This is a genomic window from Agromyces sp. NDB4Y10, assembly GCF_001620055.1.
Taxonomy (GTDB): domain Bacteria; phylum Actinomycetota; class Actinomycetes; order Actinomycetales; family Microbacteriaceae; genus Agromyces; species Agromyces indicus.
Genome location: NZ_LQGY01000002.1, coordinates 59,830 through 83,264 on the forward strand (window position 1 = coordinate 59,830; position 23,435 = coordinate 83,264).

Below are 23,435 nucleotides of genomic sequence, written 5' to 3' on the forward strand. Positions count from 1 at the left end.
GGGTGAGGCGCCCGTGATGGCGCACGGAGACCGCCGACGGGTCCTTCGCCGGACCGCGATCATCGTCGCCGCGGTCGCGTTCAGCCTGTGGATGGAGGTCGCCGGGTTCCTCGCGACCCCGGAAGCCGAGCAGCGCGAGATCGCGTACGTGACGCTGCACGCGACGGTGCCGCTCGTGTTCGCCGCGTGCGCGGCCGTGGCGTGGGCCATCGGCCCGAACGCGGTGCCGGCCCGGCTGATGGTCGCGTTCGTCGTCCTGTGGATCCCGCAGGCCATCTTCCACATCATCGGCGGCATCGGATGGCTCTGGCCGATCGTCCGCGGCATCGACCTCGTGTGGGCCGTCATCTCGGGACTGCTCGTGCTGGTGTACCCGCGCGGCTGGCTCGCCGACCGGTTCGACCGGACGATCGCGACCATCGCGGTCGTGGCCTCCGTCGTGAACCTCGCCGCGGTGCTCGCGCTCGCCGGACCCGACGCCGCCCCCTGCGACCCGTGTGCGCCGAACGCGTACCGCATCGCCGACGCGCCGGTGCTGTTCGCGATCCTCGACTACGGTTACCGCGTCGTCGGCGTCGGGCTCGCGCTCGTGATCGCCGGACGCCTGCTCGTGCGGTGGATCCGCGGCAGCGTGCCGGCGCGCGCGGTCGCGTTCCTCATGCCGGTCTCGCTGCTGGCCTGGGCGCTCGCGATCGCCGTGCAGGCGACCGGATACATCACCTCCACCTCGACCGGCATGGTCATCGACACGGTGGCGCTGCTCGCGATGGCGGCCGTGCCGGTCACCTTCGTCGCCGGCATCGCGCACACCCGCAACATGCGCGCCCGGGTCGCCGACCTCATGCGCATCACCCGCGAGGGCGCCGACCGCGGCCTCTGGGCGGAGTCGCTCGCGCGCACGCTGCGCGACGACAGCGTGCGCGTCTATTGGTGGGACGAGGAACGCGGACGGTACGTCGACGCGGCGGGCCGCCTCATCGACTCGCAGGAGGCGGGGCGCGGCCACAGCATCCTGCCGGTCGCCTCGCCGTCCGGCCTGCCGATCGCGCTGATCCGCCACGACCGGGTGCTCACCGACAACATGCGGCTGCTCGACGGCGTGTCGAGCGCGTTGCGGCTCTCGGTCGACAACGGCCGGTTGCGCTCGGACCTCGAACGCACCCTCGAGCAGGTCCGCCAGTCGCGCCAGCGCATCGTCGAGGCCGGCGACGAGGCGCGGCGGCGCATCGAGCGCGACCTGCACGACGGCGCGCAGCAGCAGCTCGTGTCGCTCGGGATGAACCTCCGCCTCGCGGCGAACACCGCGCGCTCGGCCGGGCAGCACGAACTGGCGTCCGAGCTCGAGGACGCCATCGCGACGCTGAACCAGGGCCTGAAGGAGCTTCGCGAGCTCGCCCACGGCATCCACCCGAGCCTCCTCTCGCAGGGCGGGCTCGCGCTCGCCGTGCCGGAGCTCGCCGGACGTTGCCCCGTGCCGGTCGAGGTCGACGTGCAGGCCGAGGGGCGACTGCCCGAGCTCGTGGAGTCGACCGCGTACTTCGCCATCGCCGAGTCGCTCGCCAACGTGGCGAAGCACTCGCAGGCGACCCGCGCCTGGGTGCGCGCCCACGTCGAGGGCGAGACGGTCGTGATCGAGATCCGCGACAACGGCGTCGGCGGCGCATCACTCGACGCGGGCACGGGCGTGCTCGGCATCGCGGACCGCATCGAGGCCGTCGGCGGCGAACTCGAGCTCGTGAGCCCGCCCGGGTCGGGCACCACGGTGACGGTGCGGATGCCGCTGCACCCGCCCACCACGGACGCGCACGCCGCATCGGGGGCCGCGCTGCTCGTCGCCGCGGAGGCGTCCGATCCGGTGCCCGGCGCACCCGGTGCGGCGGGAGTGCCGGCCGGGGGAGTGGGCACGCCGCTCGACGTCTAGCGTCGCGCCGGGGCGGCTCAGCCGTGCCAGCGGCAGGCGGCGAGGTCGATGCGGTAGCCGTCCTCGTCGTCGACGGGTCGGAGCGGCACGCCCTCGGCCTCGTAGTGCGGTCGGGCGACGTCGCCCTTGCCCGCGGGCGGGCGGCCCCCGGCGCGGATCACCCGCCACCACGGCACGGAACCGCCGTACCTGGCCATCACCTGCCCGACGGCGCGCGCCCCGCGCGAGCCGAGCGTCGCGGCGACGTCGCCGTACGTCATGACCCGGCCGGGCGGGATGTCGCCGACCACGGCGAGCACGGCCTCGACGAAACCCTCGCCGGTGCGCGGCATCCGTCGACCCGACCCGCGCCCGTCAGCTCGCGAGCTGGAGTGATCCGATGATGTCGCCGTACTGGGTCTCGCCCACGTCGCGGAAGCCGATGCGGTGGAAGAACTCGCCCGGTCCTTCCTCGCCCGGCTCCCACAGCACGGTGATGTGGTCGAAGCCGCGGCGCTTGGCCTCCTCGGCCAGCGCGTGCGCGAGGAAGCGCCCGACGCCCTTGCCCTGCGCCTCGGCGTCGACGTTGATCCGCCAGATGCAGGCGCGGAACTCCTCGTGCTCGTTCTCGGGGTCGAAGTTGCCGTGGATGAAACCGACGACCTTGTCGCCGTTCAGCGCGACGCGCTGCCACGCGGTGGCGGGATTGACGACCGCGGTCTCGGCGGCATAGGTCACGGGGGCGATGAACTGCTCCTGCCCGGGCTTCAGCGACAGGTTGTTCGCGGCCACCACGTTCGTCGCGTTCAGTTCTTCGAGTCGCAGTTCAGCCATGCAACGCAGCCTAACGGAGCCGTCGTTCCCCCGGGTAGCCGCGATGAGGCCGTCGGATGTCTCGATGTCGAGATATCCCGGCGAGGCGGTAAGCTTTCAGGCGGCGTGTCGGACACCCCCGAGACTTCCTCGCTTCCCAAGCAATCCCACGAGATCCCAAGGAGACCGCCCCTTGTCGAAGATCAAGGTCGAAGGCACCGTCGTCGAACTCGACGGCGACGAGATGACCCGCATCATCTGGCAGGCCATCAAGGACCAGCTCATCCACCCGTACCTCGACGTGAACCTCGAGTACTACGACCTCTCCATCCAGAAGCGCGATGAGACCGACGACCAGATCACGGTCGACGCGGCGAACGCGATCAAGAAGCACGGCGTCGGCGTGAAGTGCGCGACGATCACGCCCGACGAGGCGCGCGTCGAGGAGTTCGGCCTGAAGAAGATGTGGCGGTCGCCGAACGGCACGATCCGCAACATCCTCGGCGGCGTGATCTTCCGCGAGCCCATCATCATCTCCAACATCCCGCGGCTCGTGCCCGGCTGGAACAAGCCGATCATCGTCGGCCGCCATGCGTTCGGCGACCAGTACCGCGCCACCGACTTCAAGTTCGACGGCCCCGGCACGCTCACGATGACCTTCACCCCGCAGGACGGCTCGGAGCCGCAGCAGTTCGAGGTCTTCCAGGCGCCCGGCTCGGGCGTGGCGATGGGCATGTACAACCTCGACGAGTCGATCCGCGACTTCGCGCGCGCCTCGCTGAACTACGGCCTGGCCCGCAACTACCCGGTGTACCTGTCGACGAAGAACACCATCCTCAAGGCGTACGACGGCCGCTTCAAGGACATCTTCCAGGAGGTGTTCGACAGCGAGTTCAAGCAGAAGTTCGACGAGGCCGGCATCACCTACGAGCACCGCCTCATCGACGACATGGTCGCGGCGTCGCTCAAGTGGGAGGGCGGCTACGTCTGGGCCTGCAAGAACTACGACGGCGACGTGCAGTCCGACACCGTCGCGCAGGGCTTCGGCTCCCTCGGGCTCATGACCTCGGTGCTCACCACGCCCGACGGCCGGATCGTCGAGGCCGAGGCGGCGCACGGCACGGTCACGCGCCACTACCGCCAGCACCAGCAGGGCAAGCCGACCTCGACGAACCCGATCGCCTCGATCTTCGCCTGGACGCGCGGCCTCGCGCACCGCGGCAAGCTCGACGGCAACCAGGAGCTCATCGACTTCTCGCGCACCCTCGAGGAGGTCGTCATCGAGACCGTCGAGTCCGGCGCGATGACCAAGGACCTCGCCCTCCTCGTCGGTCCCGAGCAGGAGTACCAGACGACCGAGCAGTTCCTCGACACGATCGACGCGAACCTCAAGGCGCGAATCGCCGCCTGAGCCTCGCGCTCATCGAAGGGGTCGGATGCCGCGGCATCCGGCCCCTTCGCCGTCTCCGGCGCGCGCGCCCGGCCCTCGCGCGTCTCCGGGATCGGCGAGGATGGAGGGCATGGCCAGCGGCATCCGCCTCGTTCGTCGCTACCCGGTCGTCGCGCTCACCGTCGCGATCGGGCTCGTCGGCGCGATGCTCGCGCTCGCCGGGGCGGGCTGGCTGGTCGCCTGGATCTTCAGCGGCTACGCGCTCGCGATCGCGGCGTGGCAGGCCGTCGGCATGGTCCGCGACCTGCTCCGCGGCCACTGGGGCCTCGACGTGCTCGCGGTCACGGCGATCATCGCGACGGTCGTGGTGGGGGAGTACGTGGCCGCCCTCATCGTCGTGCTCATGCTCACGGGTGGCGAGGCGCTCGAGGACTACGCGGGCCGCCGCGCCAAGCGCGAGCTCGACGCGCTGCTCGCGCGGGCCCCGCAGCGCGCGCACCGGGTCGTCGACGACCACTTCGTCGACGTGCCCATCGACGAGGTGCGCCCGGGGGACGTGCTGCTCGTGCGCCCGAGCGAGATCGTGCCGGTCGACGGCACGCTGCGCTCGGCCGAGACCGCGGTCGACGAGTCCTCGATCACGGGCGAGAGCCTGCCCGTCGAGAAGCGGGCCGGCGACGACCTGCTGAGCGGGTCGGTGAACGGGCACGTCGCCGTGCAGATGACCGCGACCGCCCGTGCCGCCGACAGCCAGTACCAGCAGATCGTGGCGCTCGTCGCCGAGGCGGCCGCGAGCAAGGCCCCGGTGGTGCGCCTCGCCGACCGCTACGCGGTGCCGTTCACGGCGTTCTCCCTGCTCCTCGCGGGCGTCGCCTGGTGGGTGTCGGGCGACCCGGTGCGCTTCGCCGAGGTGCTCGTGCTCGCGACGCCCTGCCCGCTGCTCATCGCCGCCCCCGTGGCGTTCATGGGCGGGATGAGCCGCGCGGCCCGGAACGGCGTGATCGTCAAGGGCGGGGGCGTGCTCGAGCAGTTGGCGCGCGCTCGCACGGCCGTGTTCGACAAGACCGGCACCCTGACGCACGGGTCGCCCGAGCTCGTCGCCGTGCGACCCGAGGCGGGCTTCGACGCCGACGAGCTGCTCGCCCTCGTCGCGTCGGCCGAGCAGTACTCGTCGCACGTGCTCGCGGCCTCGATGATCGACGCGGCGACCGAACGCGGGCTCCGCCTGTCCGAAGCGGATGCCGCACGCGAGGCGGCGACGAACGGCGTGGTCGCCCGCATCCGGGGCCGCGAGGTCGTGGTCGGCAAGTTCGCGTTCGTGCTCGAGCACGCGCCGGAGGCGCGGCGCACGCCCATCGCGCCTGGCGAGCTCGCCGTGTACGTGGCCGTCGACGGTCGGTACGCCGGCGCGCTGCTCGCGCGCGACCGGCTCCGCGACGACGCACGGGAGACCCTGGCCCGGCTCGAGGCGCTCGGCGTGACCCACACGATGATGCTGACCGGTGACGCGCAGGCGACCGCCGACCACATCGCGGCCGAGCTCGGCATCGAGCGCGTCCGGGCGGAGTGCCTGCCGGCCGACAAGGTCCAGGAGGTCGCCGCGATCACCGAGCGGCCCGTGATCATGGTCGGCGACGGCGTGAACGACGCCCCGGTGCTGGCGGCGGCCGACGTCGGCATCGCGATGGGGGCGCGGGGCGCGACGGCGGCGAGCGAGTCCGCCGATGCCGTGATCCTCGTCGACGACGTCTCACGGACGGCGAAGGCCGTCGAGATCGGGCGAGACACCGTGCGCATCGCCCTGCAGAGCATCTGGCTCGGCATCGTGGTGAGCGTGGGACTGATGGTGGTCGCGGCGTTCGGCTACATCCCCGCGACCGCGGGCGCCCTGCTGCAGGAGTTCGTCGACCTCGCGGCGATCCTCGCGGCGCTCCGCGCCATCGGCGGCCGGCGCGATGCGGCGTCGACGGTGGCGGCGGCGGCCCGGGTCGGCGCGACCGCCCGCTGACACCTGCGCCTGCGGGAACGAGGTCACGGACGGGTAACGACCTCTTGCGCCGGAGTTTGTTCGTAAGGTTTACTAACAAACGTGACCGCAACGGAGACCACCCCGGCCCAGCAGCCCCAGGCGCCCGCCACGAGCGCGACGGCTCCGCTGTTCGCGGGCCGGGCGCTCCGGGCGTCCGGCAAAGTGCTCCCCGAGCACGCCCGCAGCCACAACCGCTCGCTCGTGCTCCAGACGCTGTACACCCAGGGCGCGCAGAGCCGGGCCGATGTCGCCCGCGAGACCCGCCTCACGCGCGTCACGGTCTCCGACCTCGTCGCCGAACTCATCGCCGAGGGGCTCGTCGTCGAGCTGGGCCAGCGCGAGGACGCCCGCCCGGGCAAGCCCGCGACCCTCATCGACGTCGACCGGGCCGGGTTCCACGTGGTGGCCCTCGACCTCTCCGAGCACACCCGCTTCCGGGGCGCCGTGCTCGACCTCGACGGCGGCATCGTCGCGCGCGCCGAGGTCGCGCTCGACGGGGCGACCGGCGAGCGCGCGGTCGAGCTCATCGTCGAACTGCTCGACGGGCTCCTCGCCCTGACGACCGCGCGCGTGCTCGGCATCGGCGTCGGCTCGCCCGGTGTCGTCGAGCCGAACGGCGTGGTCCGCTCCGCGCCGAACCTCGGCTGGACCGACCTGCCGCTGCAGGAGCGGCTGACCGCCGCCTTCCACCTGCCCGTGCACGTCGCCAACGACGCCAACGTCGCCGTGCTCGCCGAGCACGCGACCGCGCCCGGCGACCTCATCCTCGTGAAGGTGGGCCACGGTGTCGGCGCCGGCCTCATCGTCGGCGGCCGCCCCGTGCTCGGCGCCGGCTCCGCCGCGGGCGAGATCGGCCACGTCGTCGTCGGCACCGACGGCGGGCCGCGCTGCGCGTGCGGCAAGCACGGATGCCTCGAGTCGTGGCTCGCCGTGCCCCGGCTCACCGCCGAGCTCGAACGGCTCGGCACGACGGATGCCGCGGCATCCGCTCGCGAAGAGACCCTGCGGGAGGCCGGCCGACGTCTCGGCATCGTGCTCGCCCCCGTCGTCGGTGCGCTGAACCTCTCCGAGGTCGTGCTCAGCGGACCGACGGAACTGCTTGACGGACCGTTGCTCGAGGCGGCCGTCGAGACGCTCCGGAACCGGACCATGGCGGAACACCACCGCGATCTGAGGCTCCGGATGACGGCGCACGGGCAGGACATCGTCCTGCGCGGCGCGGCCGTCATGGTCCTGTCCGGGCAGCTCGGGGTCTCGTAGAGGCCCACCCCGCACCACGGGTGGACGCACCCCGCCCCACCCCACGTCCCATCGAAAGGAACCCCAGCAATGAGGAAACTCGGCATCGCGGCGCTCGGCGCCGCTGCTGCGCTCACCCTCGCCGGCTGCGCCACGACCGGAAGCGACGTCGCCTCCGACGAGGGCGCCGAGATCCGCGTCTGGCTCGTCGGCACCGACACGCCCGACGCCGCGCGCGACTACCTGGTCGAGACGTTCGAGGAGGAGCACCCCGGCTCCACGCTGGTCATCGAGGAGCAGTCGTGGGACGGCCTGGTCGACCGCCTGACCACGAGCCTGTCCGGCTCCGACAGCCCCGACATCGTCGAGGTCGGCAACACCCAGGCCGCGGCGTTCACCTCGGCAGGCGCGTTCCTCGACCTCACCGAGCACTACGACGAGCTCGGCGGCGACGACCTCCTGCCCGGCTTCGTCGAGGCAGGCTCGTACGACGGCAAGTTCTACGCCGCACCGCTCTACTCCGGTTCGCGGCTCGTGTTCTACAAGAAGGACGCCCTCGAGGCGGCCGGCCTCTCGGTGCCCGGCGACCTCGACGAGTACATCGCCAACGGCGAGGCGCTCGCCGAGGCGAACCCGGGCAAGTCGGGCATCTGGTGGCCCGGCCAGGACTGGTACAACGCCCTGCCCTACATCTGGGAGAACGGCGGCGAGGTCGCGGTTCCGGACGGCGACCAGTGGGATGCGCAGCTCTCCAGCGACGAGTCGGTCGCCGGGCTCGAGCAGGTGCAGCAGGTCATGACCAACGCCTCGCTCGCGCCGAAGGACGGCAACGAGACCAACCCGCAGGTCGGCTACTGCGACGGCACCACCCTGCAGCTGTCGGCCCCGAGCTGGGTCAAGTGGTCGATCCTCGCGCCGGCCGACGCCGAGACCCCGGGCTGCCCCGAGGAGGAGGCCAACCTCGGCGTCTACGCCCTGCCGGGCAAGGACGGCGGCGCCGCGCAGGTCTTCGCGGGCGGCTCGAACATCGGCATCTCGGCGAAGTCGAAGCACCCGGAGCTCGCGCTCGACGCGATGAAGATCATCCTGTCCGAGGAGTTCCAGACCATCTACGGCGAGAACGGCCTCGTTCCGGCCAAGCTCTCGCTCGCCGACACCCTCGGCACCGACGAGGTCGCGCAGGCGATCGCGGCGGCCGCGGGCAACGCCAAGCTCACCCCGGCGTCGCCGAAGTGGGCCGACGTGGAGGCCGCCGGCATCCTGCAGGACCTCTTCGTCAAGATCGCGCAGGGCGGCGACGTCCAGGCGCTCGCCGAGGAGGCCGACCAGAAGATCGAGGACATCCTCAACGGCTGATCCCGTTCCGACCGGGTGCGGCCGCGCAGCATGGCTGCGCGACCGCACCCGCCCTCCAGGCCCCGGGCCGGCAGCCGCCCACACACGCTGCCGGCCCGGAACCATGAGCGGGCCCCGCCCGCGGCATCCGTCGACTGCAGGAGAACCCCATGACCACCACCGACAGCGGCCCGCCCCCGGTCGTCAGCTCGGTCGACGGCGAACGGCTCGCCGCGCCGCAGCCCGCGCCCCGGCGATCGCCCCGGCGTCGTCGGCCCACGGGCGGACTCACCCCGTACGCCCTCCTCGTGCCGGCCTCGATCGTGCTCGCCGCGATCGTCGGCTGGCCCCTCGTCCAGCTGCTCGTCACGTCGATGCAGGAGTTCGGCCGGGCGCAGGTCTTCGGCGCCCCGCCCGAGTGGGTGTGGTTCGACAACTACGTGTCGGTCCTCACCGATCCCGCCTTCTACGCGGTGCTCGGCCGCAGCCTCGTGTTCGCCGCGGCGTGCGTCGTCATCACGATGCTGCTCGGCACCCTCATCGCCCTGCTCCTGCAGCGGCTGCCGAAGGGCTTCCGCCTGCTGCTCTCGCTCGGGCTGCTGCTCGCGTGGGCGATGCCGCCGCTGTCGGCGACGATCGTGTGGGGCTGGATGTTCGACACCGACTACGGCGTCGTCAACTCCGTGCTGGTGAACGCGTTCGGCCTCGAGCAGTACACGCAGCACTCGTGGCTCATCGAGCCCCTGAGCTTCTTCCTCGTCGCGGGCGTCATCATCGTCTGGGGCGCGGTGCCGTTCGTCGCATTCGCCCTCTACGCCGGGCTCACCCAGGTGCCCGACGAGGTGCTCGAAGCCGCGCAGCTGGACGGGGCGGGCGGGTTCAGCCGCTTCCGGCTCATCGTGTTCCCGTACCTCAAGCCGATCTTCCTCATCACGACGATCCTGCAGATCATCTGGGACCTGAAGGTGTTCACCCAGATCTTCGCGCTGCAGGACATCGGCGGCATCCGCGAGCAGACCAACACGCTCGGCGTGTACATCTACCAGGTGTCGATCGCCGGCGGCGACTTCGGCACCGGCGGCGCGATCGCCGTCATCACCGCGATCATCCTCATGTCCATCTCGCTCTACTACGTGCGTCAGACCGTCAAGGAGGAGGAGCTGTGAGCGCCCTCGTCGCCCCCGGGACGCAGCCGGCCGCGTCCGGCCGCCCCGCCGGTCGGCCCGCCGCATCCCGGCGCCGCCGCATCCGCCCGTCGACCATCGGCTGGAGCGCCCTCTCGGTCGTGCTGTTCGCGCTGTTCGCGTTCCCCGTCTACTGGATGGTCAACACGTCGTTCCAGCCGAACAACGAGATCCGCGGCACCGACATCCACTTCTGGCCCGACAACTTCACGCTGCGCAATTACGCGACGGTGCTTTTCGACCCGGGTCGCACGCCGTTCGCCCCCGCTGCCCTGAACTCGCTCATCGTGACGCTCACGACCGTCGCGGTCGCGCTGATCTTCGCGTTCCTCGCGGCTCTCGCGGTCACCCGCTTCCGGTTCAAGAGCCGCCGGACGTTCATCATCGTGATCCTCGTCGTGCAGATGATCCCCGGCGAGGCGATGATCGTCTCGATCTTCCGCGTCATCGACGGATGGCAGCTGCTGAACACCCTCATCGGCCTCACGATCGTGTACGTCGCCACGGTGCTGCCGTTCACGATCTGGACCCTGCGGGGTTTCGTGAACGGCGTCCCCGCCGAACTCGAGGAAGCTGCAATGATCGACGGATGCTCTCGTTCCGGCGCCTTCTGGCGGGTCACGTTCCCGCTGCTCGCCCCGGGCCTCGTGGCGACGGGCGTGTTCGGCTTCATCCAGGCGTGGAACGAGTTCGTGATCGCGCTCGTACTGAACGCGCGACCCGAGATGATGACGCTGCCGGTGTGGCTGCGCACCTTCCTCGTCGCCAACGGCACCACGAACTGGGCGGCGATCATGGCGGGCTCGACGCTCATGGCGATCCCCGTGATCGTGTTCTTCCTGATCGTGCAGGGACGCATGACCAGCGGCCTCGTGAGCGGGGCGGTGAAGGGGTGAGCACCATGACCACGGATGCCGCGACCGGCGACCTGCGCCGCGACATCCTGACCACGCTGCTACCCGGATTCACGGGGCCGACGGCGCCCGAGTGGCTGCTCGGCCTGCTCGCCGAAGGGCTCGGGGGAGTGTGCCTGTTCGCCACGAACGTGCGCACGCCCGGCCGGCTCCGCCAGCTCACCGCGAGCCTGCGCGCCGCGAACCCGCACGCCGTCGTGGCCATCGACGAGGAGGGCGGCGACGTCACCCGGCTCTTCGCCGACCGTGGTGCGCCGTACCCGGGCAACGCCGTGCTCGGCCGCATCGACGACGAGTCCCTGACGCGCGAGATCGGCCGCGCCGTGGGCGACGCCCTCGTCGAGGTCGGGTGCACCATGACGTTCGCACCCGACGCCGACATCAACTCGAATCCGCTGAACCCGGTGATCGGCGTCCGCAGCTTCGGCGCGACCCCCGCGCTCGTCGCCCGGCACACCGCCGCGTGGATCGAGGGCGTGCAGTCGACGGGCATCGCCGCGAGCGCCAAGCACTTCCCGGGCCACGGCGACACCGCGACCGACTCGCACCTGGCGCTGCCCGTCGTCGACCTGCCGCTCGAGCGGCTCCGCGAGCGCGAGCTGGCACCGTTCCGCGCGGCGATCGCGGCCGGCACGCGCACGATCATGACCTCCCACATCCTGCTGCCGCAGCTCGACGCGGAGCAGCCCGCCACCCTGTCTCCCCGCATCCTGCACGGCCTGCTCCGCGGGGAGCTGGGCTTCGAGGGCGTCATCGTCTCCGACGCGCTCGACATGGCCGGGGCGAGCGGCGTGCACGGCATCCCCGAGGCGGCCGTGCGCGCACTCGCCGCCGGCTGCGACCTCCTGTGCATCGGCACGGGCAACACCGCCGACCAGCTCGCCGAGATCGTCGCGGCGATCGAGGCCGCGATCGAGGCCGGCCGCCTGCCGGCCGAACGGGTGGCGGATGCCGCGGCCCGCGTCCGGGCGCTCGCACCGGCGTCCGACGCCGAGTCGGGAGCCGACACGAGCGCCGGCCTGCCCGCCGACCTCGGCGCGCGCATCGCGTCGTCGTTCCACGAGGCGCCCGGCGCCCTCGAGCGCCTCGCGGGTGCGGGGCGCCTCGGCACCGTCGTGCGCATCGACACGGCGGCGAACATCGCCGTGGGCGAGGTGCCGTGGGGGCCGTTCGCCCTCGTCGCCGCTCCCGACCCGAGCCGCCCGGCGCCGGCCTGGCTGACGGATGCCGCGATCGTGCCGGTCGACGCGTCGACGCCGCTCGCCGACCCGACCGGCCTCGCCGGGCCCGTGCTCGTCGTGGGCAAGGACCTGCACCGGCATCCGTTCGCCGTCGACGCGATCGAGCGCCTGCGCGCGGTGCGCGACGACGTCGTGACCGCCGACCTGGGCTGGCCGAGCGATGACCTCGCCCTCGCCGACGTGGCGACGTTCGGTGCGTCGCGGTCGGTCGCCGAGGCGTTCGCCGAGCGCATCGACGGTGCCCTGCGCACGACCCCGGCGGAGGCCTCGTGAGGCTCGGCATCGACATCGGCGGCACGAAGACCGCGGCCGTCGCGATCGGCGACGACGGCGCCCTCAGCGACCAGGTGCGCATGCCCACGGGCTTCGGCGCCGACGCGGTCGTCGAGACCGCGCTGCGCACGGTCGAGCGGATGTCGCAGCTCGCCGGCGTCGACGCGCATGCGTTCCACTCCATCGGCATCGGCATCCCCGGCTCGGTCGACAGCGCGACCGGCCGCGTCGCGCACGCCGTCAACCTGGGCCTCGAGGGCCTCGACCTGGGCCCGCGCCTGGCGGACCGCCTCGGCGTCGACGTGCGCGTCGAGAACGACGTGAACGCCGCCGCGCTCGGCGCCCACCACCTGCTCGGCCTCGCCGACGGGCAGCGGGCGCACTCGATGGCCTACCTCAACCTCGGCACCGGGCTCGCGGCGGGCATCGTCCTCGACGGGCACCTGCTCCGCGGTCGCCGCGGCGTCGCGGGCGAGATCGGCCACATCCCCGTCGACCCGGCCGGTGCGCCCTGCCCGTGCGGCCAGCGCGGCTGCCTCGAGACCGTCGCGTCGGGGTCCGCGCTCGCCGCGATGTGGCCGAGCGAGCACAAGCATCCGAGCCTCGAGCTCTTCGACCGGGCCGACGCCGGCGACGCCGCCGCGGTCGCCGTGCGCGACCGGTTCCTCACCGGCGTCGCATCGGCGGTGCGGCTGCTCGCGCTCACGACCGACGTCGACGACATCGTCATCGGCGGCGGGCTCGCCGCGCTCGGCGACCGCCTGCTCGTCGGCACGCGGCGCGTGCTCGCCGACTGGACGGCCTCGTCGCCGTTCCTCGCCTCGCTCGACCTCGCGTCCCGCGTGCAGGTCATCCCGCGCGGCTTCCCCGCCGCGGCCGTCGGCGCCGCGCTCGTCGGCGACGAGCCGGCGCCATCCGGCGGAGCCGAACCGCTCCGCACGCCCGCGATCCAGGAGGAGGTGCCCGCATGGCCGAGGTCGTGATCGTCGGTTCGGAGGAGGAGGCCGGAGAGCTCGCCGCATCCGCGCTCGTCGACCTCGTGCGCTCGCGACCCGACGCGGTGCTGGGGCTCGCGACCGGGTCGACGCCGCTGTCGACCTATCGGGCGCTCGCCCGGCGCCTGCGCGACGACCGCCTCGACGTGTCGCGCGTGCGCGGGTTCGCGCTCGACGAGTACGTGGGACTGCCGCCAGGGCACCCCGAGTCGTACCGCGCGGTCATCACGCGCGAGGTGGTGGAGCCGCTCGGACTCACGCCGTCGCTCGTGCACGTGCCGAACGGCGACCCCGAGACGATCCGCACGGCGGCCGACGACTACGAACGCGCGATCGCCGAGGCCGGCGGCGTGGACCTGCAGATCCTCGGCATCGGCCGAACCGGGCACATCGGGTTCAACGAGCCCGGCTCCTCGCTCGCGTCGCCCACCCGCGTGAAGACGCTCACCGAGCAGACCCGCGCCGACAACGCGCGCTTCTTCGTCTCGCCCGACGACGTGCCCGTGCACTGCATCACCCAGGGCATCGGCACGATCCTCCGGGCGCGGCACCTCGTGCTGCTCGCGTTCGGGGCGGCGAAGGCGCGCGCGCTCGCCGACGCGGTCGAGGGCCCGGTGTCGGCGAGCCGGCCCGGCTCGGCCATCCAGCTGCACCCGCACGCGACCGTGATCGTCGACGAGGCCGCGGCCGCCGAACTCGAGCACGCCGACTACTACCGGCACGCGTGGGCGAACAAGCCCGACTGGCAGGGCATCTGACGTCGCCGGTGGATCGACGCGCGTGGACAGGTGACGGATGCCGCGGCATCCGTCACCGCGGTTAGGCTTGAACCTCGTGAACGACGCCACGCCCGACACGCCCCAGGTGGGCTTCAACGACCTGCTGCGGTTCCTGCTCGAGGTCTTCGCGATCGTGACCCTCGGCATCTTCGGGTTCGTCGCGTTCGAGCTGCCGTGGCCGGGCGTGCTGCTCGGCATCGGCCTGCCGCTCGCCGCGATCCTCCTGTGGGCCCTGTTCCGGTCGCCGAAGGCCGTGTTCCGCGTCGACCCGTTCGTGAAGGCGCTCGTGGAGATCGCCGTGTTCTCGAGCGCGGCGATCGCGTGGTGGGTCATGGGCCAGCCCGTGATCGCGGTCGTGTTCGCCGTGGTCGCCGCGGTCAGCGGCGTCATCAACGGGCGCCGCGAGTTCCGCTGATCCGGCGCCGCCGGCTGCCTCCGGTGGTCGAGTAGCGCCGAGGGCGCGTACCGAGACCCGCGCCTCAGCGGAAGATGACGGTGCGCTGCCCGTCGAGCAGCACGCGCCGCTCGGCGAACCACTTCACGGCCTGCGAGAGCGTGCGGCTCTCCTCGTCCTGGCCGATCGCGACGAGTTCGGCGACCGAGCGCGAGTGGTCCACGCGCACGACGTTCTGCTCGATGATCGGGCCCTCGTCGAGGTCGCTCGTGACGAAGTGCGCGGTCGCGCCGATGAGCTTCACGCCTCGGGCGTGCGCCTGGCGGTACGGGTTCGCGCCCTTGAAGCCGGGCAGGAACGAGTGGTGGATGTTGATGCACCGGCCGGCGAGCGCGGCGCACAGCTCGGGGGAGAGGATCTGCATGTAGCGGGCGAGCACGACGAGCTCGATGTCGTGCTCCTCGACCGCATCGAGGATCCGCCGCTCGAACGCCGCCTTCGTCTCGGGCGAGACGACCGCCTCGGACTCGAACGGCACGCCGTAGAAGTCGACCAGGTCGCGCAGCGTGCCGTGGTTCGAGAGCACGAGCGGGATCTCGACGGGCAGCTGGCCCGCGCGCTGGCGGAAGAGCAGGTCGTTGACGCAGTGCCCGGCCGTCGACGCGAGCACGAGGGTGCGCAGCGGCCGGCCCACCTCGTCGAGGTGCAGGTCCATCTGCCAGCGCTCCCGCACGGGCGCGAGGGCGGCTTCGAGCTCGGCCCGGTCGGCGGGCGACTCCACCTGCACGCGCATGAAGAACCGGCCGGTGTCGTGGCTCGCGAACTGCTGGCTCTCGGTGATGTTGCCGCGCGCGGCGACGATCGCGCCGCTCACCGCGTGGACGATCCCGGGGCCGTCGGTGCAGCTCAGCGTGACGACCCAGTGGTTCAGGTGCGTGCCCGTGGCATCCGCGGTCTCGGTGGCATCCGTGGTCATCCGGACAGCGTACCCGGCGGTCGCGCGACGTTTCGGGCGTTCAGGCGACGCACGGATGCCACGCGGTAGACTGCTCGCGGTCGTGCGGTCACCGCCGGCCCCGGGCGCGCACGTGAGCGCGTAGTCGACCCGCCGCAGGCATCGCCGCGAGCGGGGAACGCCGTCGGATGCACCTCATGCCGATCACCTCATCGTCGCGCGTCGCCGCGACCCCCACCTCCGCCCTGCCGTGGAAGCCGCTCATCGCGCTCGCCTCGGCGGTGTTCCTGTCCATCACCATCGAGATGATCCCGATGGGCCTGCTCCCCGAGATGAGCGCCGACCTCGGCGTCGGCGAGCCGCTCGTGGGCCTGCTCGTCTCGGTCTTCGCGTTCGCCGTCGTCGTGACGTCCGCCCCGCTCACCGCCCTCACCCGACGGATGCCGCGGCGCACGCTGCTCACGGCCGTGCTCGTCCTGCTCGGCCTCACGAGCATCGCGAGCGCGCTCGTGCCCGAGTACTGGATGCTCGTCGCCGTGCGCGTGCTCGGCGGCGTCGCCCACGGCGTGTTCTGGGCGCTCGTCGGCGCCTACCCGGCCCGCCTCGTGGCCCACGGTCAGCTCGGCCGCGCCGTGTCGACGGTGCTCGGCGGCGGCACGATCGCCCTCATCGCGGGCGTGCCGACCTCGACCGCGCTCGGGCAGGCCCTCGGCTGGCGGCCGGTGTTCGCGCTCGTGGGCGTGCTCACGCTGGCGGGCGCGCTGGTGGTGCGCGCGGTGCTGCCGACGGATGCCGCGGCGCCGGCCGCGATCCGTCCGGCGACCGGCTCCACGGCCGCGATCCGCGTCTCGGAGGCCGGCGGCATGGCGGCCGTGCTCGCGGTGTGCGTCGTCACGGCGGTCGTGATGATCGGCCAGTACGCCGCCCTCACCTACGTCGCGCCGATCCTCACCGACGTCGTCGGCGCCGCGCCCGAGGCGGTCGCTCCGCTGCTGTTCGCGTCGGGGCTCGCCGGCGCCGCGGGCCTCGTGGTCGCGGGCAGCCCGATCGCCCGAAACAGCGTGCGCGCCCTCGTGGTCGCGATGACCGCGATCGCCATCGCCCTGGTCGTCATGGCCGCCGAGCCCGGCCTGTGGCCGGCCGTCATCGCCTACACCGCGTGGGGCTTCGCGTTCGGCGCAGTGCCGCCGCTGCTGCAGACGCGCCTGCTCCAGGCCGCCCCGCCCGAGCGACGTGACGCGGCCAGCGCCCTCTACACGACCGCGTTCAACATCGGCATCGGCGGCGGCGCGCTCCTCGGCGGGCTGCTGTTCGGCGCGTTCGGCGTGGGTGCGGTGCCGCTCGCGTACGCCGTCATGCTCGTCGCGGCATCCGTGATCGTCGTCGTGTCGTCGACGCGCGCGGCGGCCGGTCGCGCCCGCGTCGCCGCGGCGACCGGCTCGATCACGCCCTCGGCGTAGGGGGCCGATACACCCCGAACCGACCTCCTCGGCCAGATCACGGAATGCTCCCAGCGGGCTCACGGGTTCCGGGAGGCAGGATGAGATCGCGGCCGGAGTTCGGGCCGGCCGCGGTCGGCACGACCCGCATCGGGGGAACGAGGCGCGGGTTCGACACGCGGGCCGGGCGAGCGGAGACGAAGGGGAGCAGGCCTCCGCCCCGGCCCGAAGCCGACCGACGCACGCGCGGGGATCAGACCAGTCGCGCGCCCGCGCCCCAGACCGCCGTCACGGCGAGGTCGTCGTCGAGCAGCACCGCGTCGGCGGCGTATCCCGCGTCGAGCCGACCGAGGTCGTGCGCGCGACCGACGGCCGCCGCGGGCGTCTCGGTGAGGGCGGTCACCGCGTCCGCGAGCCCGATGCCGCACTCGAGCACGGCGCGGCGGAGCGCGGCATCCTGCGTCAGCGTCGAGCCGGCGATCGCCCCGCCCTCGGCGAGGCGCGCGATGCCGTCGACCACGTCGACCTCGAGCGACCCGAGCACGTACCGGCCGTCCGCCGATCCGGTCGCGGCCATGGCATCCGTCACGAGCGCCACCCGGCCCGCCGCCCCCGCGAACGCGAGGCGCACGACGTCGGGATGCACGTGCACGCCGTCGTTGATGACCTCGAGCGTGACGTGGTCGGCGTGCATGGCCGCGACCACAGGACCCGGCGCGCGGTGGTGGATGCCGCGCATGCCGTTGAACGCATGCGTGAGGATGCTCGCGCCCGCCTCGAACGCCGCGAGGGCGGTCGCGAAGTCCGCGCCGGTGTGGCCGACCGCGACGGCGACCCCCGCATCGACGAACCGCGCCGTCGCCTCGCCCGCCCCGTCGTGCTCGGGAGCGATCGTGATCTGCCGCAGCGTGCCCGAGGCCGCGTCCAGCAGGCGGTCGACGGATGCCGCATCCGCCCGCCGCAGGCGCGCCGGGTCGTGGGCCCCGCGGAAGTCGTGGTCGAGGAACGGCCCCTCGAGGTGCGACCCGAGCACGAGCGGGTCGGATGCCGCGACGCGGGCGATCGCCTCGAGGCGGCCTTCGAGCTCGTCGATGCCCGCCGTCACGAGCGACACGACACTGCGGGTCGTGCCGTGCGCGCGATGCGTCGCGAGCACCGTGCGGATCGCGTCCTCGCCGTCGTCGGCGGCGGCGCCGCCCCCGCCGTGGCAGTGCAGGTCGATGAACCCGGGTACGAGCCACCGACCCGCGGCATCCGTCACGGTCACGCCCCCGTCGGCGGCGCCGTCGCGGGGGAGGCCGTCGCGCCATCCGTCGCCGACGCCGCGTGCGGCGACCCGGTCGCCGTCGAACCGCACCCAGGCCTCGGGCACGACGTCGGCCCCCGACACGAGGCGGGCGGAGTGGATCACGTCGACGCGCGGGGAGCTCACCCGCTCACGTTATCCCGCTGCGCGCGTCGGCGGATGACGCACGGCGTGCGGTCGCGGCATCCGTTGGTATGCTTGCGAGCGTCGCGACTGGCGTTGAGATGGGTGACCATCGGGGAGCGACTGGCACGGACCGACCGCACGCCTGGGCCGGTACGCGAAGCCTCGGGGCGCGAGTCGCGCACGAGGCGATTTCCGCAGGTCCGCATGTCATCTTCGAAGGAGCCAGTCTTGGCCGAATCACTCTCCACCGTCGCGCCCGGCACCGCCGCCGGCGCCGACTCCGTCTTCAACAAGCCGCTCGCCGAGGTCGACCCCGAGATCGCCGAGGTGCTCGAGCAGGAGCTGAACCGCCAGCGCCACACGCTCGAGATGATCGCGAGCGAGAACTTCGTGCCGGTGTCGGTCCTGCAGTCGCAGGGCTCGGTGCTCACCAACAAGTACGCCGAGGGCTACCCGGGCCGCCGCTACTACGGCGGCTGCGAGTACGTGGATGTCGCCGAGTCGCTCGCCATCGAGCGCGCCAAGTCGCTGTTCGGCGCCGAGTACGCCAACGTGCAGCCCCACTCGGGTGCGACCGCGAACGCGGCCGTGCTGTCGGCGATCGCGACGCCCGGCGACACCATCCTCGGCCTCGAGCTCGCGCACGGCGGCCACCTCACGCACGGCATGAAGCTGAACTTCTCGGGCAAGCTCTACAACGCCGTGTCGTACGGCGTCGACCCCGAGACGTTCCTCGTCGACATGGACGCGCTGCGCGACAAGGCCAAGGAGACCAAGCCGCAGGTCATCATCGCCGGCTGGTCGGCGTACCCGCGCCACCTCGACTTCGCCGCGTTCCGCGAGATCGCCGACGAGGTCGGCGCGAAGCTCTGGGTCGACATGGCCCACTTCGCCGGACTCGTCGCCGCGGGCCTCCACCCGTCGCCCGTGCCGCACGCCGACGTCGTCTCGACCACCGTGCACAAGACCATCGGCGGCCCCCGCTCGGGCCTCATCGTCTCGCGCGACACCGAGCTGGCGAAGAAGCTGAACTCGAACGTGTTCCCCGGCCAGCAGGGCGGCCCGCTGATGCACGTGATCGCCGCGAAGGCGACCGCGTTCAAGATCGCGGCCTCCGAGGAGTTCAAGGACCGCCAGGCGCGCACCATCTCGGGTGCGAAGCTGCTCGCATCACGCCTCACCGCCGACGACTCGCGCGCCGCCGGCGTCGACGTGCTCACGGGCGGCACCGACGTGCACCTCGTGCTCGCCGACCTCCGCACGTCGGAGCTCGACGGCCAGCAGGCGGAGGACCGCCTGCACGAGGTCGGCATCACCGTGAACCGCAACGCGGTGCCGTTCGACCCGCGTCCGCCGATGGTGACGTCGGGCCTGCGCATCGGCACGCCCGCGCTCGCGACGCGCGGGTTCGGCGACGCCGAGTTCGCCGAGGTCGCCGACATCATCGCGCTGGCGCTGCAGCCGTCGGCGGACGTCGCGGCGCTCCGCTCGCGCGTCGAGGCGCTCACCGAGGCGTTCCCGCTCTACCCGGGGCTGCAGCAGTAGTCCCGCGGAGCTCCGGGTCCGGCCTGCCCCATCGTGGTCCGGCCGGACCCGGAGCCTCCGGCATCCCGTCGCAGCGAAGGAGTCCGCTCCCGACACGCCGCCCGCGGCATCCGCCCCACGGCGTGTCGGCCCGGTTCTCCTTCATCCCGCTCCGCTGACCAGCCCGGAAGAGGTACCCACATGACCGCGATCACCCTCGACGGCGTCGCCACGGCGTCGGCCGTGAAGTCCGAGCTGGCGTCGCGCATCGCCGAGTTGCGCGCCCACGGGGTGGTGCCGGGGCTCGGCACGCTGCTCGTCGGCGACGACCCGGCGTCGCGCTCGTACGTGGCGGGCAAGCACCGCGACTGCGCCGAGGTCGGGATCGAGTCGATCCGCGTGGACCTGCCCGCGTCGGCGACCACGGCCGATGTGCGTGCGGCGATCCGCGACCTGAACGCGGCCCGCGAGGTCACGGGCTACATCGTGCAGCTGCCGCTGCCGACGGGGCACGACGAGAACGCGATGCTGGAGCTCATCGACCCCGACAAGGACGCCGACGGGCTGCACCCCACGAACCTCGGCCGCCTGGTGCTCGGCATCGAGGGCGACCTGCAGTCCCCGCTGCCGTGCACGCCCGCCGGCATCGTCGAGATGCTGCAGCGGTACGAGGTGCCGATCCGCGGGCGGCACGTCGCGGTGATCGGTCGTGGACTCACGGTCGGCCGTCCCCTCGGCCTGCTCTTCACCCGCAAGGGGCTGGATGCCACGGTCACCTTGACCCATTCGCGCACGGTCGACGTGGCCGACGAGGTGCGTCGCGCCGACATCGTCGTCGCCGCGGTCGGCGTGCCGCACATGGTGAAGCCCGACTGGATCAAACCGGGTGCGGCGGTGCTCGACGTGGGGATCACGCGCGTGGCCGACGAGGAGACGGGCAAGGGGCGGCTCACGGGCGACGTGGATCCCGAGGTCGCGTCGGTCGCCGGTCACCTGTCGCCGAACCCCGGCGGTGTCGGCCCGATGACGCGGGCGATGCTGCTCGCGAACGTGGTGAAGGCGGCCGAGCTCCGGCTCAGCAGCCGCTGACCGCTACCCGCATCCCGGGCTGCCCGGGTGCGTGGTGCACGGCCCGGTGACGAGCACGGTGTCGAAGTCGCCGACGAGCACCGGCTGCGGCGCGCCTTGGACGGTGAGCGTGCCGTCGACCCACCGCCAGGCCGACCCGTCGAAGCGGTACTCGGCGACGTAGGTCACGTCGAGCCGGGCGGTGTGCTCGCCCTTGCTGCGATAGACGTGGCTCGTCGGCGTGGCGGTGAACTCGCGCTGGCCGAGCTCGGCCCAGGTCGCACCGGGATCGGCGCTGCCGACGGTCGCGCCGTCGGAGTACACCCAGCGGTAGCCGACCGGATGGAACCGCACCTGCACCGGTCGGGCGAAGAGCGTGCCCGACCGCGTCACGGTGCCGGCCTCGGCGACGGCGTTCGCCGGGAGGTCGACGACCGCCCAACCCGCCGGCTCGGCGGTGTGCTCGTGCGGCGCCGGCTGGAACGTGGCGACGTCGCGAAGCGTCACGGCCGGCTCGCCCGCCGGCGGCGGGGTCGGCTCGGCGCCGGTGAAGAAGCAGTCGGTCGGATTCGTGGGACTGCAGATGTCGCGCGGGGGAGCGGCGGGGCGAGTGGGTTCGGTGGTGCCGCCGAAGCCGATCCCCTCGGCGACCTGGCCCGAATCGGGGCTGTAGCCGTCGACCGGGTTGTTGTCCGTGCCCGGTCGGGTGTAATCAGCTACGACTTGCGCTGCGCCCTCGCCCGATGATTGGTCGGCGTCGAAGACGGCACCGATGTCCCAGGAATCAGCGTCGTCGGCGGTAGCAGCGACTGGCCCGGCAAGCGAGAGCGTCGCAACCGCCCACGCAGCCAGTCCTACTCGCAGAATGTGATGTCGGACCATGGCTCGGTGTCCTCGACGATGAGCTTGGACGGATCGTCTGGTCGGACCACGAAGGTGGCAACCAGAGCCGATACATCGCTGGTCCTCGGCTTGGTTACGTCCGCCCCAGAGGCGTTGATTATTCGAACGCCAGACACGTCTCGGCAGAAGTACGCCGAAACCGTTGTGTCTTCTCCTGCCTGTTCCCAAGACATGAGGCGCGCTCCGTAGACATTGGTTGTCCCGGTCGTACGCAGCTGAGCCTCAGCCAGAGCCTCGAACTCCTCGACGAGTTGCGAAGCGGCGTTTTCGCTGACGACCTCCGTGATCCGCTCGGGGTTGGTGCCCCCTTCTGAGGCGATCCGCGTGGACATCTCGCTATACGCCTCATACGCCTCCACCGCCGCCGCGAGCGCTTCCTCGTCCGACGCGAAGATCGGCTCGTCGGTCGCGGCGGCGGAGGGGGCGGTCGTGGAGGCGCGGGGCGCGTCGCCGTCCGGCGAGGCGCAGGCGGCGGTGCCGAGCAGCAGGGCGCACGACAGCACGGCGGCGGTGGCGCGGGGGTGCGGCATCCGTCTCGAGGGCCTGGCGGGGGAGGCTTCGGGCATGCGCTCCACCGTAGGCGACGGTGGCGCGGCGGGACGAGGTTATCCCCAGCGCACGGGGGTGCGGCGGCATCCGCTCGCTGCCTGAACGACGTCGGACGTTCACCGGGCGTGCACCGGGCGGACGAACGGCGCGCATAGGTTCGCGGCATGAGCACCGACCTCACCGAGGCGACCGCCGCCGGCGCGAGCGCGAGGGGACTCGCTCGGAACGGCGCCGGCGGGTCGGGGGACCTCGCCGGCGCGCCGGGCGACCGCGCCACGACCGGCGGCGGGTCGGGAGGGGACGCGCCGGCGCGCACGGCCGTCGCGGTCATCCCGGCGCGCGGCGGCTCGCAGGGGCTGCCCGGCAAGAACGTCGCCCGTGTCGGCGGCGTGCCGCTCGTCGCCCGCGCCGTGCACGCCGCGCTCGCCGCAGAACGCATCGGACGCGTCGTCGTCACGACCGACGACGACGAGATCGCCGACGTCGCACGCGCAGCCGGCGCCGAGGTGGTCGCGCGACCCGCCGAACTCGCGAACGCCACCGCGTCGAGCGAGTCGGCGCTGCTCCACGCGCTCGAGGTGCTCGACCTGGTGTCGCCCGCCGCGGCCGCGAGCCGCTCGCCCCAGGCGCCGACGCCGGCGCACGTCACGGTCTTCATCCAGGCGACGTCGCCGTTCATCGACCCCGCCGACCTCGACGCGGCCGTCTCCCGGGTCGAGCGCGGTGAGCGCGACGTGGTGTTCGCGGCCACGCCGACGCACGGGTTCCTCTGGCGCGAACGCGCCGACGACGCCGACGGGGCAAGTGCGGTCGGCGTCAACCACGACCCGGGCAACCGCCCGCGGCGGCAGGACCGCGCGCCCGAGTACCTCGAGACCGGCGCGTTCTACGCGCTCCGCACCGACGGGTTCACCGCGGCCCGGCACCGATTCTTCGGTCGCATCGGCATCCAGCCGGTGCACCCCGACCTCGCGATCGAGATCGACGACGCCGCCGACCTCGCCCGGGCGCGCGCGCTCGCCCCGCGCATCGACCGCCGGCTCGCCGGCGCGCTCGCCGCGGCGCAGGCGGCTCGGGCG

The 23,435-nt window shown here is 72.8% G+C and carries 21 protein-coding genes and 1 riboswitch; of the genes, 15 read left to right on the forward strand and 6 right to left on the reverse strand.

From position 1 onward, the window contains the following. Positions 1-16: 16 nt before the first annotated feature. Positions 17-1,921 carry a histidine kinase gene (locus tag AVP42_RS00550; RefSeq protein WP_067945066.1) on the forward strand — a complete coding sequence of 635 codons (1,905 nt, stop codon included), beginning with the start codon at positions 17-19 and terminating at the stop codon, positions 1,919-1,921. Positions 1,922-1,938: 17 nt separating this feature from the next. On the opposite strand, the gene AVP42_RS00555 is transcribed toward AVP42_RS00550, so the two are convergent. Next, positions 1,939-2,253, reverse strand: a complete 315-nt coding sequence (locus AVP42_RS00555) for an MGMT family protein (RefSeq protein WP_067945068.1) — start codon at positions 2,251-2,253, stop codon at positions 1,939-1,941. Positions 2,254-2,275: 22 nt separating this feature from the next. Then, positions 2,276-2,734: a GNAT family N-acetyltransferase gene (locus AVP42_RS00560; protein WP_067945069.1), complete on the reverse strand. Its 459-nt coding sequence runs from the start codon at positions 2,732-2,734 to the stop codon at positions 2,276-2,278. 172 nt (positions 2,735-2,906) lie between these two features. On the opposite strand from AVP42_RS00560, the gene AVP42_RS00565 reads away from it, so the two are divergent. The 10 genes from AVP42_RS00565 (at position 2,907) to AVP42_RS00610 (ending at position 14,507) form a co-directional block, all read left to right on the forward strand. Further along, on the forward strand, positions 2,907-4,124 hold the full coding sequence (locus tag AVP42_RS00565; RefSeq protein WP_067945071.1) for an NADP-dependent isocitrate dehydrogenase: 1,218 nt from the start codon (positions 2,907-2,909) through the stop codon (positions 4,122-4,124). Between the two features lie 109 nt (positions 4,125-4,233). Continuing rightward, positions 4,234-6,111, forward strand: a complete 1,878-nt coding sequence (locus AVP42_RS00570; RefSeq protein ID WP_067945073.1) for a heavy metal translocating P-type ATPase — start codon at positions 4,234-4,236, stop codon at positions 6,109-6,111. Positions 6,112-6,258: 147 nt separating this feature from the next. Beyond that, positions 6,259-7,392, forward strand: a complete 1,134-nt coding sequence (locus AVP42_RS00575; protein WP_067945107.1) for an ROK family transcriptional regulator — start codon at positions 6,259-6,261, stop codon at positions 7,390-7,392. 69 nt (positions 7,393-7,461) lie between these two features. After that, positions 7,462-8,727 carry an extracellular solute-binding protein gene (locus AVP42_RS00580; protein ID WP_067945076.1) on the forward strand — a complete coding sequence of 422 codons (1,266 nt, stop codon included), beginning with the start codon at positions 7,462-7,464 and terminating at the stop codon, positions 8,725-8,727. A gap of 149 nt (positions 8,728-8,876) precedes the next feature. Further along, positions 8,877-9,872, forward strand: a complete 996-nt coding sequence (locus AVP42_RS16810) for a carbohydrate ABC transporter permease (RefSeq protein ID WP_067945079.1) — start codon at positions 8,877-8,879, stop codon at positions 9,870-9,872. Continuing rightward, positions 9,869-10,786, forward strand: a complete 918-nt coding sequence (locus AVP42_RS16815; protein ID WP_369798119.1) for a carbohydrate ABC transporter permease — start codon at positions 9,869-9,871, stop codon at positions 10,784-10,786. Before AVP42_RS16810 ends, AVP42_RS16815 begins: the two co-directional genes overlap by 4 nt. A 5-nt stretch (positions 10,787-10,791) precedes the next feature. After that, a complete protein-coding gene (locus AVP42_RS00595) occupies positions 10,792-12,318 on the forward strand; it encodes a glycoside hydrolase family 3 protein (protein WP_082846876.1) in 1,527 nt (508 codons plus the stop codon). Next, on the forward strand, positions 12,315-13,301 hold the full coding sequence (locus AVP42_RS00600; protein ID WP_082846870.1) for an ROK family protein: 987 nt from the start codon (positions 12,315-12,317) through the stop codon (positions 13,299-13,301). Before AVP42_RS00595 ends, AVP42_RS00600 begins: the two co-directional genes overlap by 4 nt. Then, entirely contained in the window at positions 13,286-14,071 is a 786-nt protein-coding gene (gene nagB / locus AVP42_RS00605; protein ID WP_067945081.1) for a glucosamine-6-phosphate deaminase, read from the forward strand. Before AVP42_RS00600 ends, nagB begins: the two co-directional genes overlap by 16 nt. A gap of 76 nt (positions 14,072-14,147) precedes the next feature. Beyond that, a complete protein-coding gene (locus tag AVP42_RS00610; protein WP_231878485.1) occupies positions 14,148-14,507 on the forward strand; it encodes a YrdB family protein in 360 nt (119 codons plus the stop codon). A gap of 64 nt (positions 14,508-14,571) precedes the next feature. On the opposite strand, the gene purU is transcribed toward AVP42_RS00610, so the two are convergent. After that, the gene (purU, locus tag AVP42_RS00615; RefSeq protein WP_067945085.1) at positions 14,572-15,462 is read right to left on the reverse strand and encodes a formyltetrahydrofolate deformylase; all 891 of its coding nucleotides are present in this window, start codon (positions 15,460-15,462) and stop codon (positions 14,572-14,574) included. A 176-nt stretch (positions 15,463-15,638) separates the two neighbouring features. Here purU and AVP42_RS00620 point away from each other — a divergent pair, with 176 nt between their 5' ends. Next, entirely contained in the window at positions 15,639-16,901 is a 1,263-nt protein-coding gene (locus AVP42_RS00620) for an MFS transporter (RefSeq protein WP_067945087.1), read from the forward strand. A gap of 232 nt (positions 16,902-17,133) precedes the next feature. Here AVP42_RS00620 and AVP42_RS00625 read toward each other — a convergent pair whose 3' ends face one another. Continuing rightward, complete coding sequence (locus tag AVP42_RS00625; RefSeq protein WP_231878486.1) at positions 17,134-18,312, reverse strand: N-acetylglucosamine-6-phosphate deacetylase; 1,179 nt, start codon at positions 18,310-18,312, stop codon at positions 17,134-17,136. Positions 18,313-18,385: 73 nt separating this feature from the next. Beyond that, a riboswitch (ZMP/ZTP riboswitch) is annotated at positions 18,386-18,467 on the forward strand. A 73-nt stretch (positions 18,468-18,540) separates the two neighbouring features. Between AVP42_RS00625 and glyA the strand changes: the two genes are divergently transcribed. Both glyA and AVP42_RS00635 read left to right on the forward strand, forming a co-directional pair. Next, positions 18,541-19,857 carry a serine hydroxymethyltransferase gene (glyA, locus tag AVP42_RS00630; RefSeq protein ID WP_067945088.1) on the forward strand — a complete coding sequence of 439 codons (1,317 nt, stop codon included), beginning with the start codon at positions 18,541-18,543 and terminating at the stop codon, positions 19,855-19,857. Positions 19,858-20,037: 180 nt separating this feature from the next. Beyond that, entirely contained in the window at positions 20,038-20,925 is an 888-nt protein-coding gene (locus tag AVP42_RS00635; RefSeq protein ID WP_067945089.1) for a bifunctional methylenetetrahydrofolate dehydrogenase/methenyltetrahydrofolate cyclohydrolase, read from the forward strand. A 3-nt stretch (positions 20,926-20,928) separates the two neighbouring features. On the opposite strand, the gene AVP42_RS00640 is transcribed toward AVP42_RS00635, so the two are convergent. Together AVP42_RS00640 and AVP42_RS00650 are read right to left on the reverse strand one after the other, a co-directional pair. Then, positions 20,929-21,411 carry a hypothetical protein gene (locus AVP42_RS00640; protein WP_067945092.1) on the reverse strand — a complete coding sequence of 161 codons (483 nt, stop codon included), beginning with the start codon at positions 21,409-21,411 and terminating at the stop codon, positions 20,929-20,931. Between the two features lie 347 nt (positions 21,412-21,758). Next, positions 21,759-22,373, reverse strand: a complete 615-nt coding sequence (locus AVP42_RS00650) for a hypothetical protein (protein WP_067945095.1) — start codon at positions 22,371-22,373, stop codon at positions 21,759-21,761. 147 nt (positions 22,374-22,520) lie between these two features. Between AVP42_RS00650 and AVP42_RS00655 the strand changes: the two genes are divergently transcribed. Beyond that, positions 22,521-23,435 (forward strand): cytidylyltransferase domain-containing protein (locus AVP42_RS00655; protein ID WP_157356659.1); only part of this gene is annotated, 915 nt, incomplete at its 3' end.

Excerpts from the sequence above, each read along its gene's own strand:
- AVP42_RS00550 (WP_067945066.1), top strand. The coding sequence starts at position 17 with ATGGCGCACGGAGACCGCCGACGGGTCCTTCGCCGGACCGCGATCATC.
- AVP42_RS00555 (WP_067945068.1), bottom strand. The coding sequence starts at position 2,253 with ATGCCGCGCACCGGCGAGGGTTTCGTCGAGGCCGTGCTCGCCGTGGTC.
- AVP42_RS00560 (WP_067945069.1), bottom strand. The coding sequence starts at position 2,734 with ATGGCTGAACTGCGACTCGAAGAACTGAACGCGACGAACGTGGTGGCC.
- AVP42_RS00570 (WP_067945073.1), top strand. The coding sequence starts at position 4,234 with ATGGCCAGCGGCATCCGCCTCGTTCGTCGCTACCCGGTCGTCGCGCTC.
- AVP42_RS00580 (WP_067945076.1), top strand. The coding sequence starts at position 7,462 with ATGAGGAAACTCGGCATCGCGGCGCTCGGCGCCGCTGCTGCGCTCACC.
- AVP42_RS16810 (WP_067945079.1), top strand. The coding sequence starts at position 8,877 with ATGACCACCACCGACAGCGGCCCGCCCCCGGTCGTCAGCTCGGTCGAC.
- AVP42_RS00595 (WP_082846876.1), top strand. The coding sequence starts at position 10,792 with ATGACCACGGATGCCGCGACCGGCGACCTGCGCCGCGACATCCTGACC.
- nagB (WP_067945081.1), top strand. The coding sequence starts at position 13,286 with ATGGCCGAGGTCGTGATCGTCGGTTCGGAGGAGGAGGCCGGAGAGCTC.
- purU (WP_067945085.1), bottom strand. The coding sequence starts at position 15,462 with ATGACCACGGATGCCACCGAGACCGCGGATGCCACGGGCACGCACCTG.
- AVP42_RS00620 (WP_067945087.1), top strand. The coding sequence starts at position 15,639 with ATGCCGATCACCTCATCGTCGCGCGTCGCCGCGACCCCCACCTCCGCC.
- AVP42_RS00635 (WP_067945089.1), top strand. The coding sequence starts at position 20,038 with ATGACCGCGATCACCCTCGACGGCGTCGCCACGGCGTCGGCCGTGAAG.
- AVP42_RS00650 (WP_067945095.1), bottom strand. The coding sequence starts at position 22,373 with ATGCCCGAAGCCTCCCCCGCCAGGCCCTCGAGACGGATGCCGCACCCC.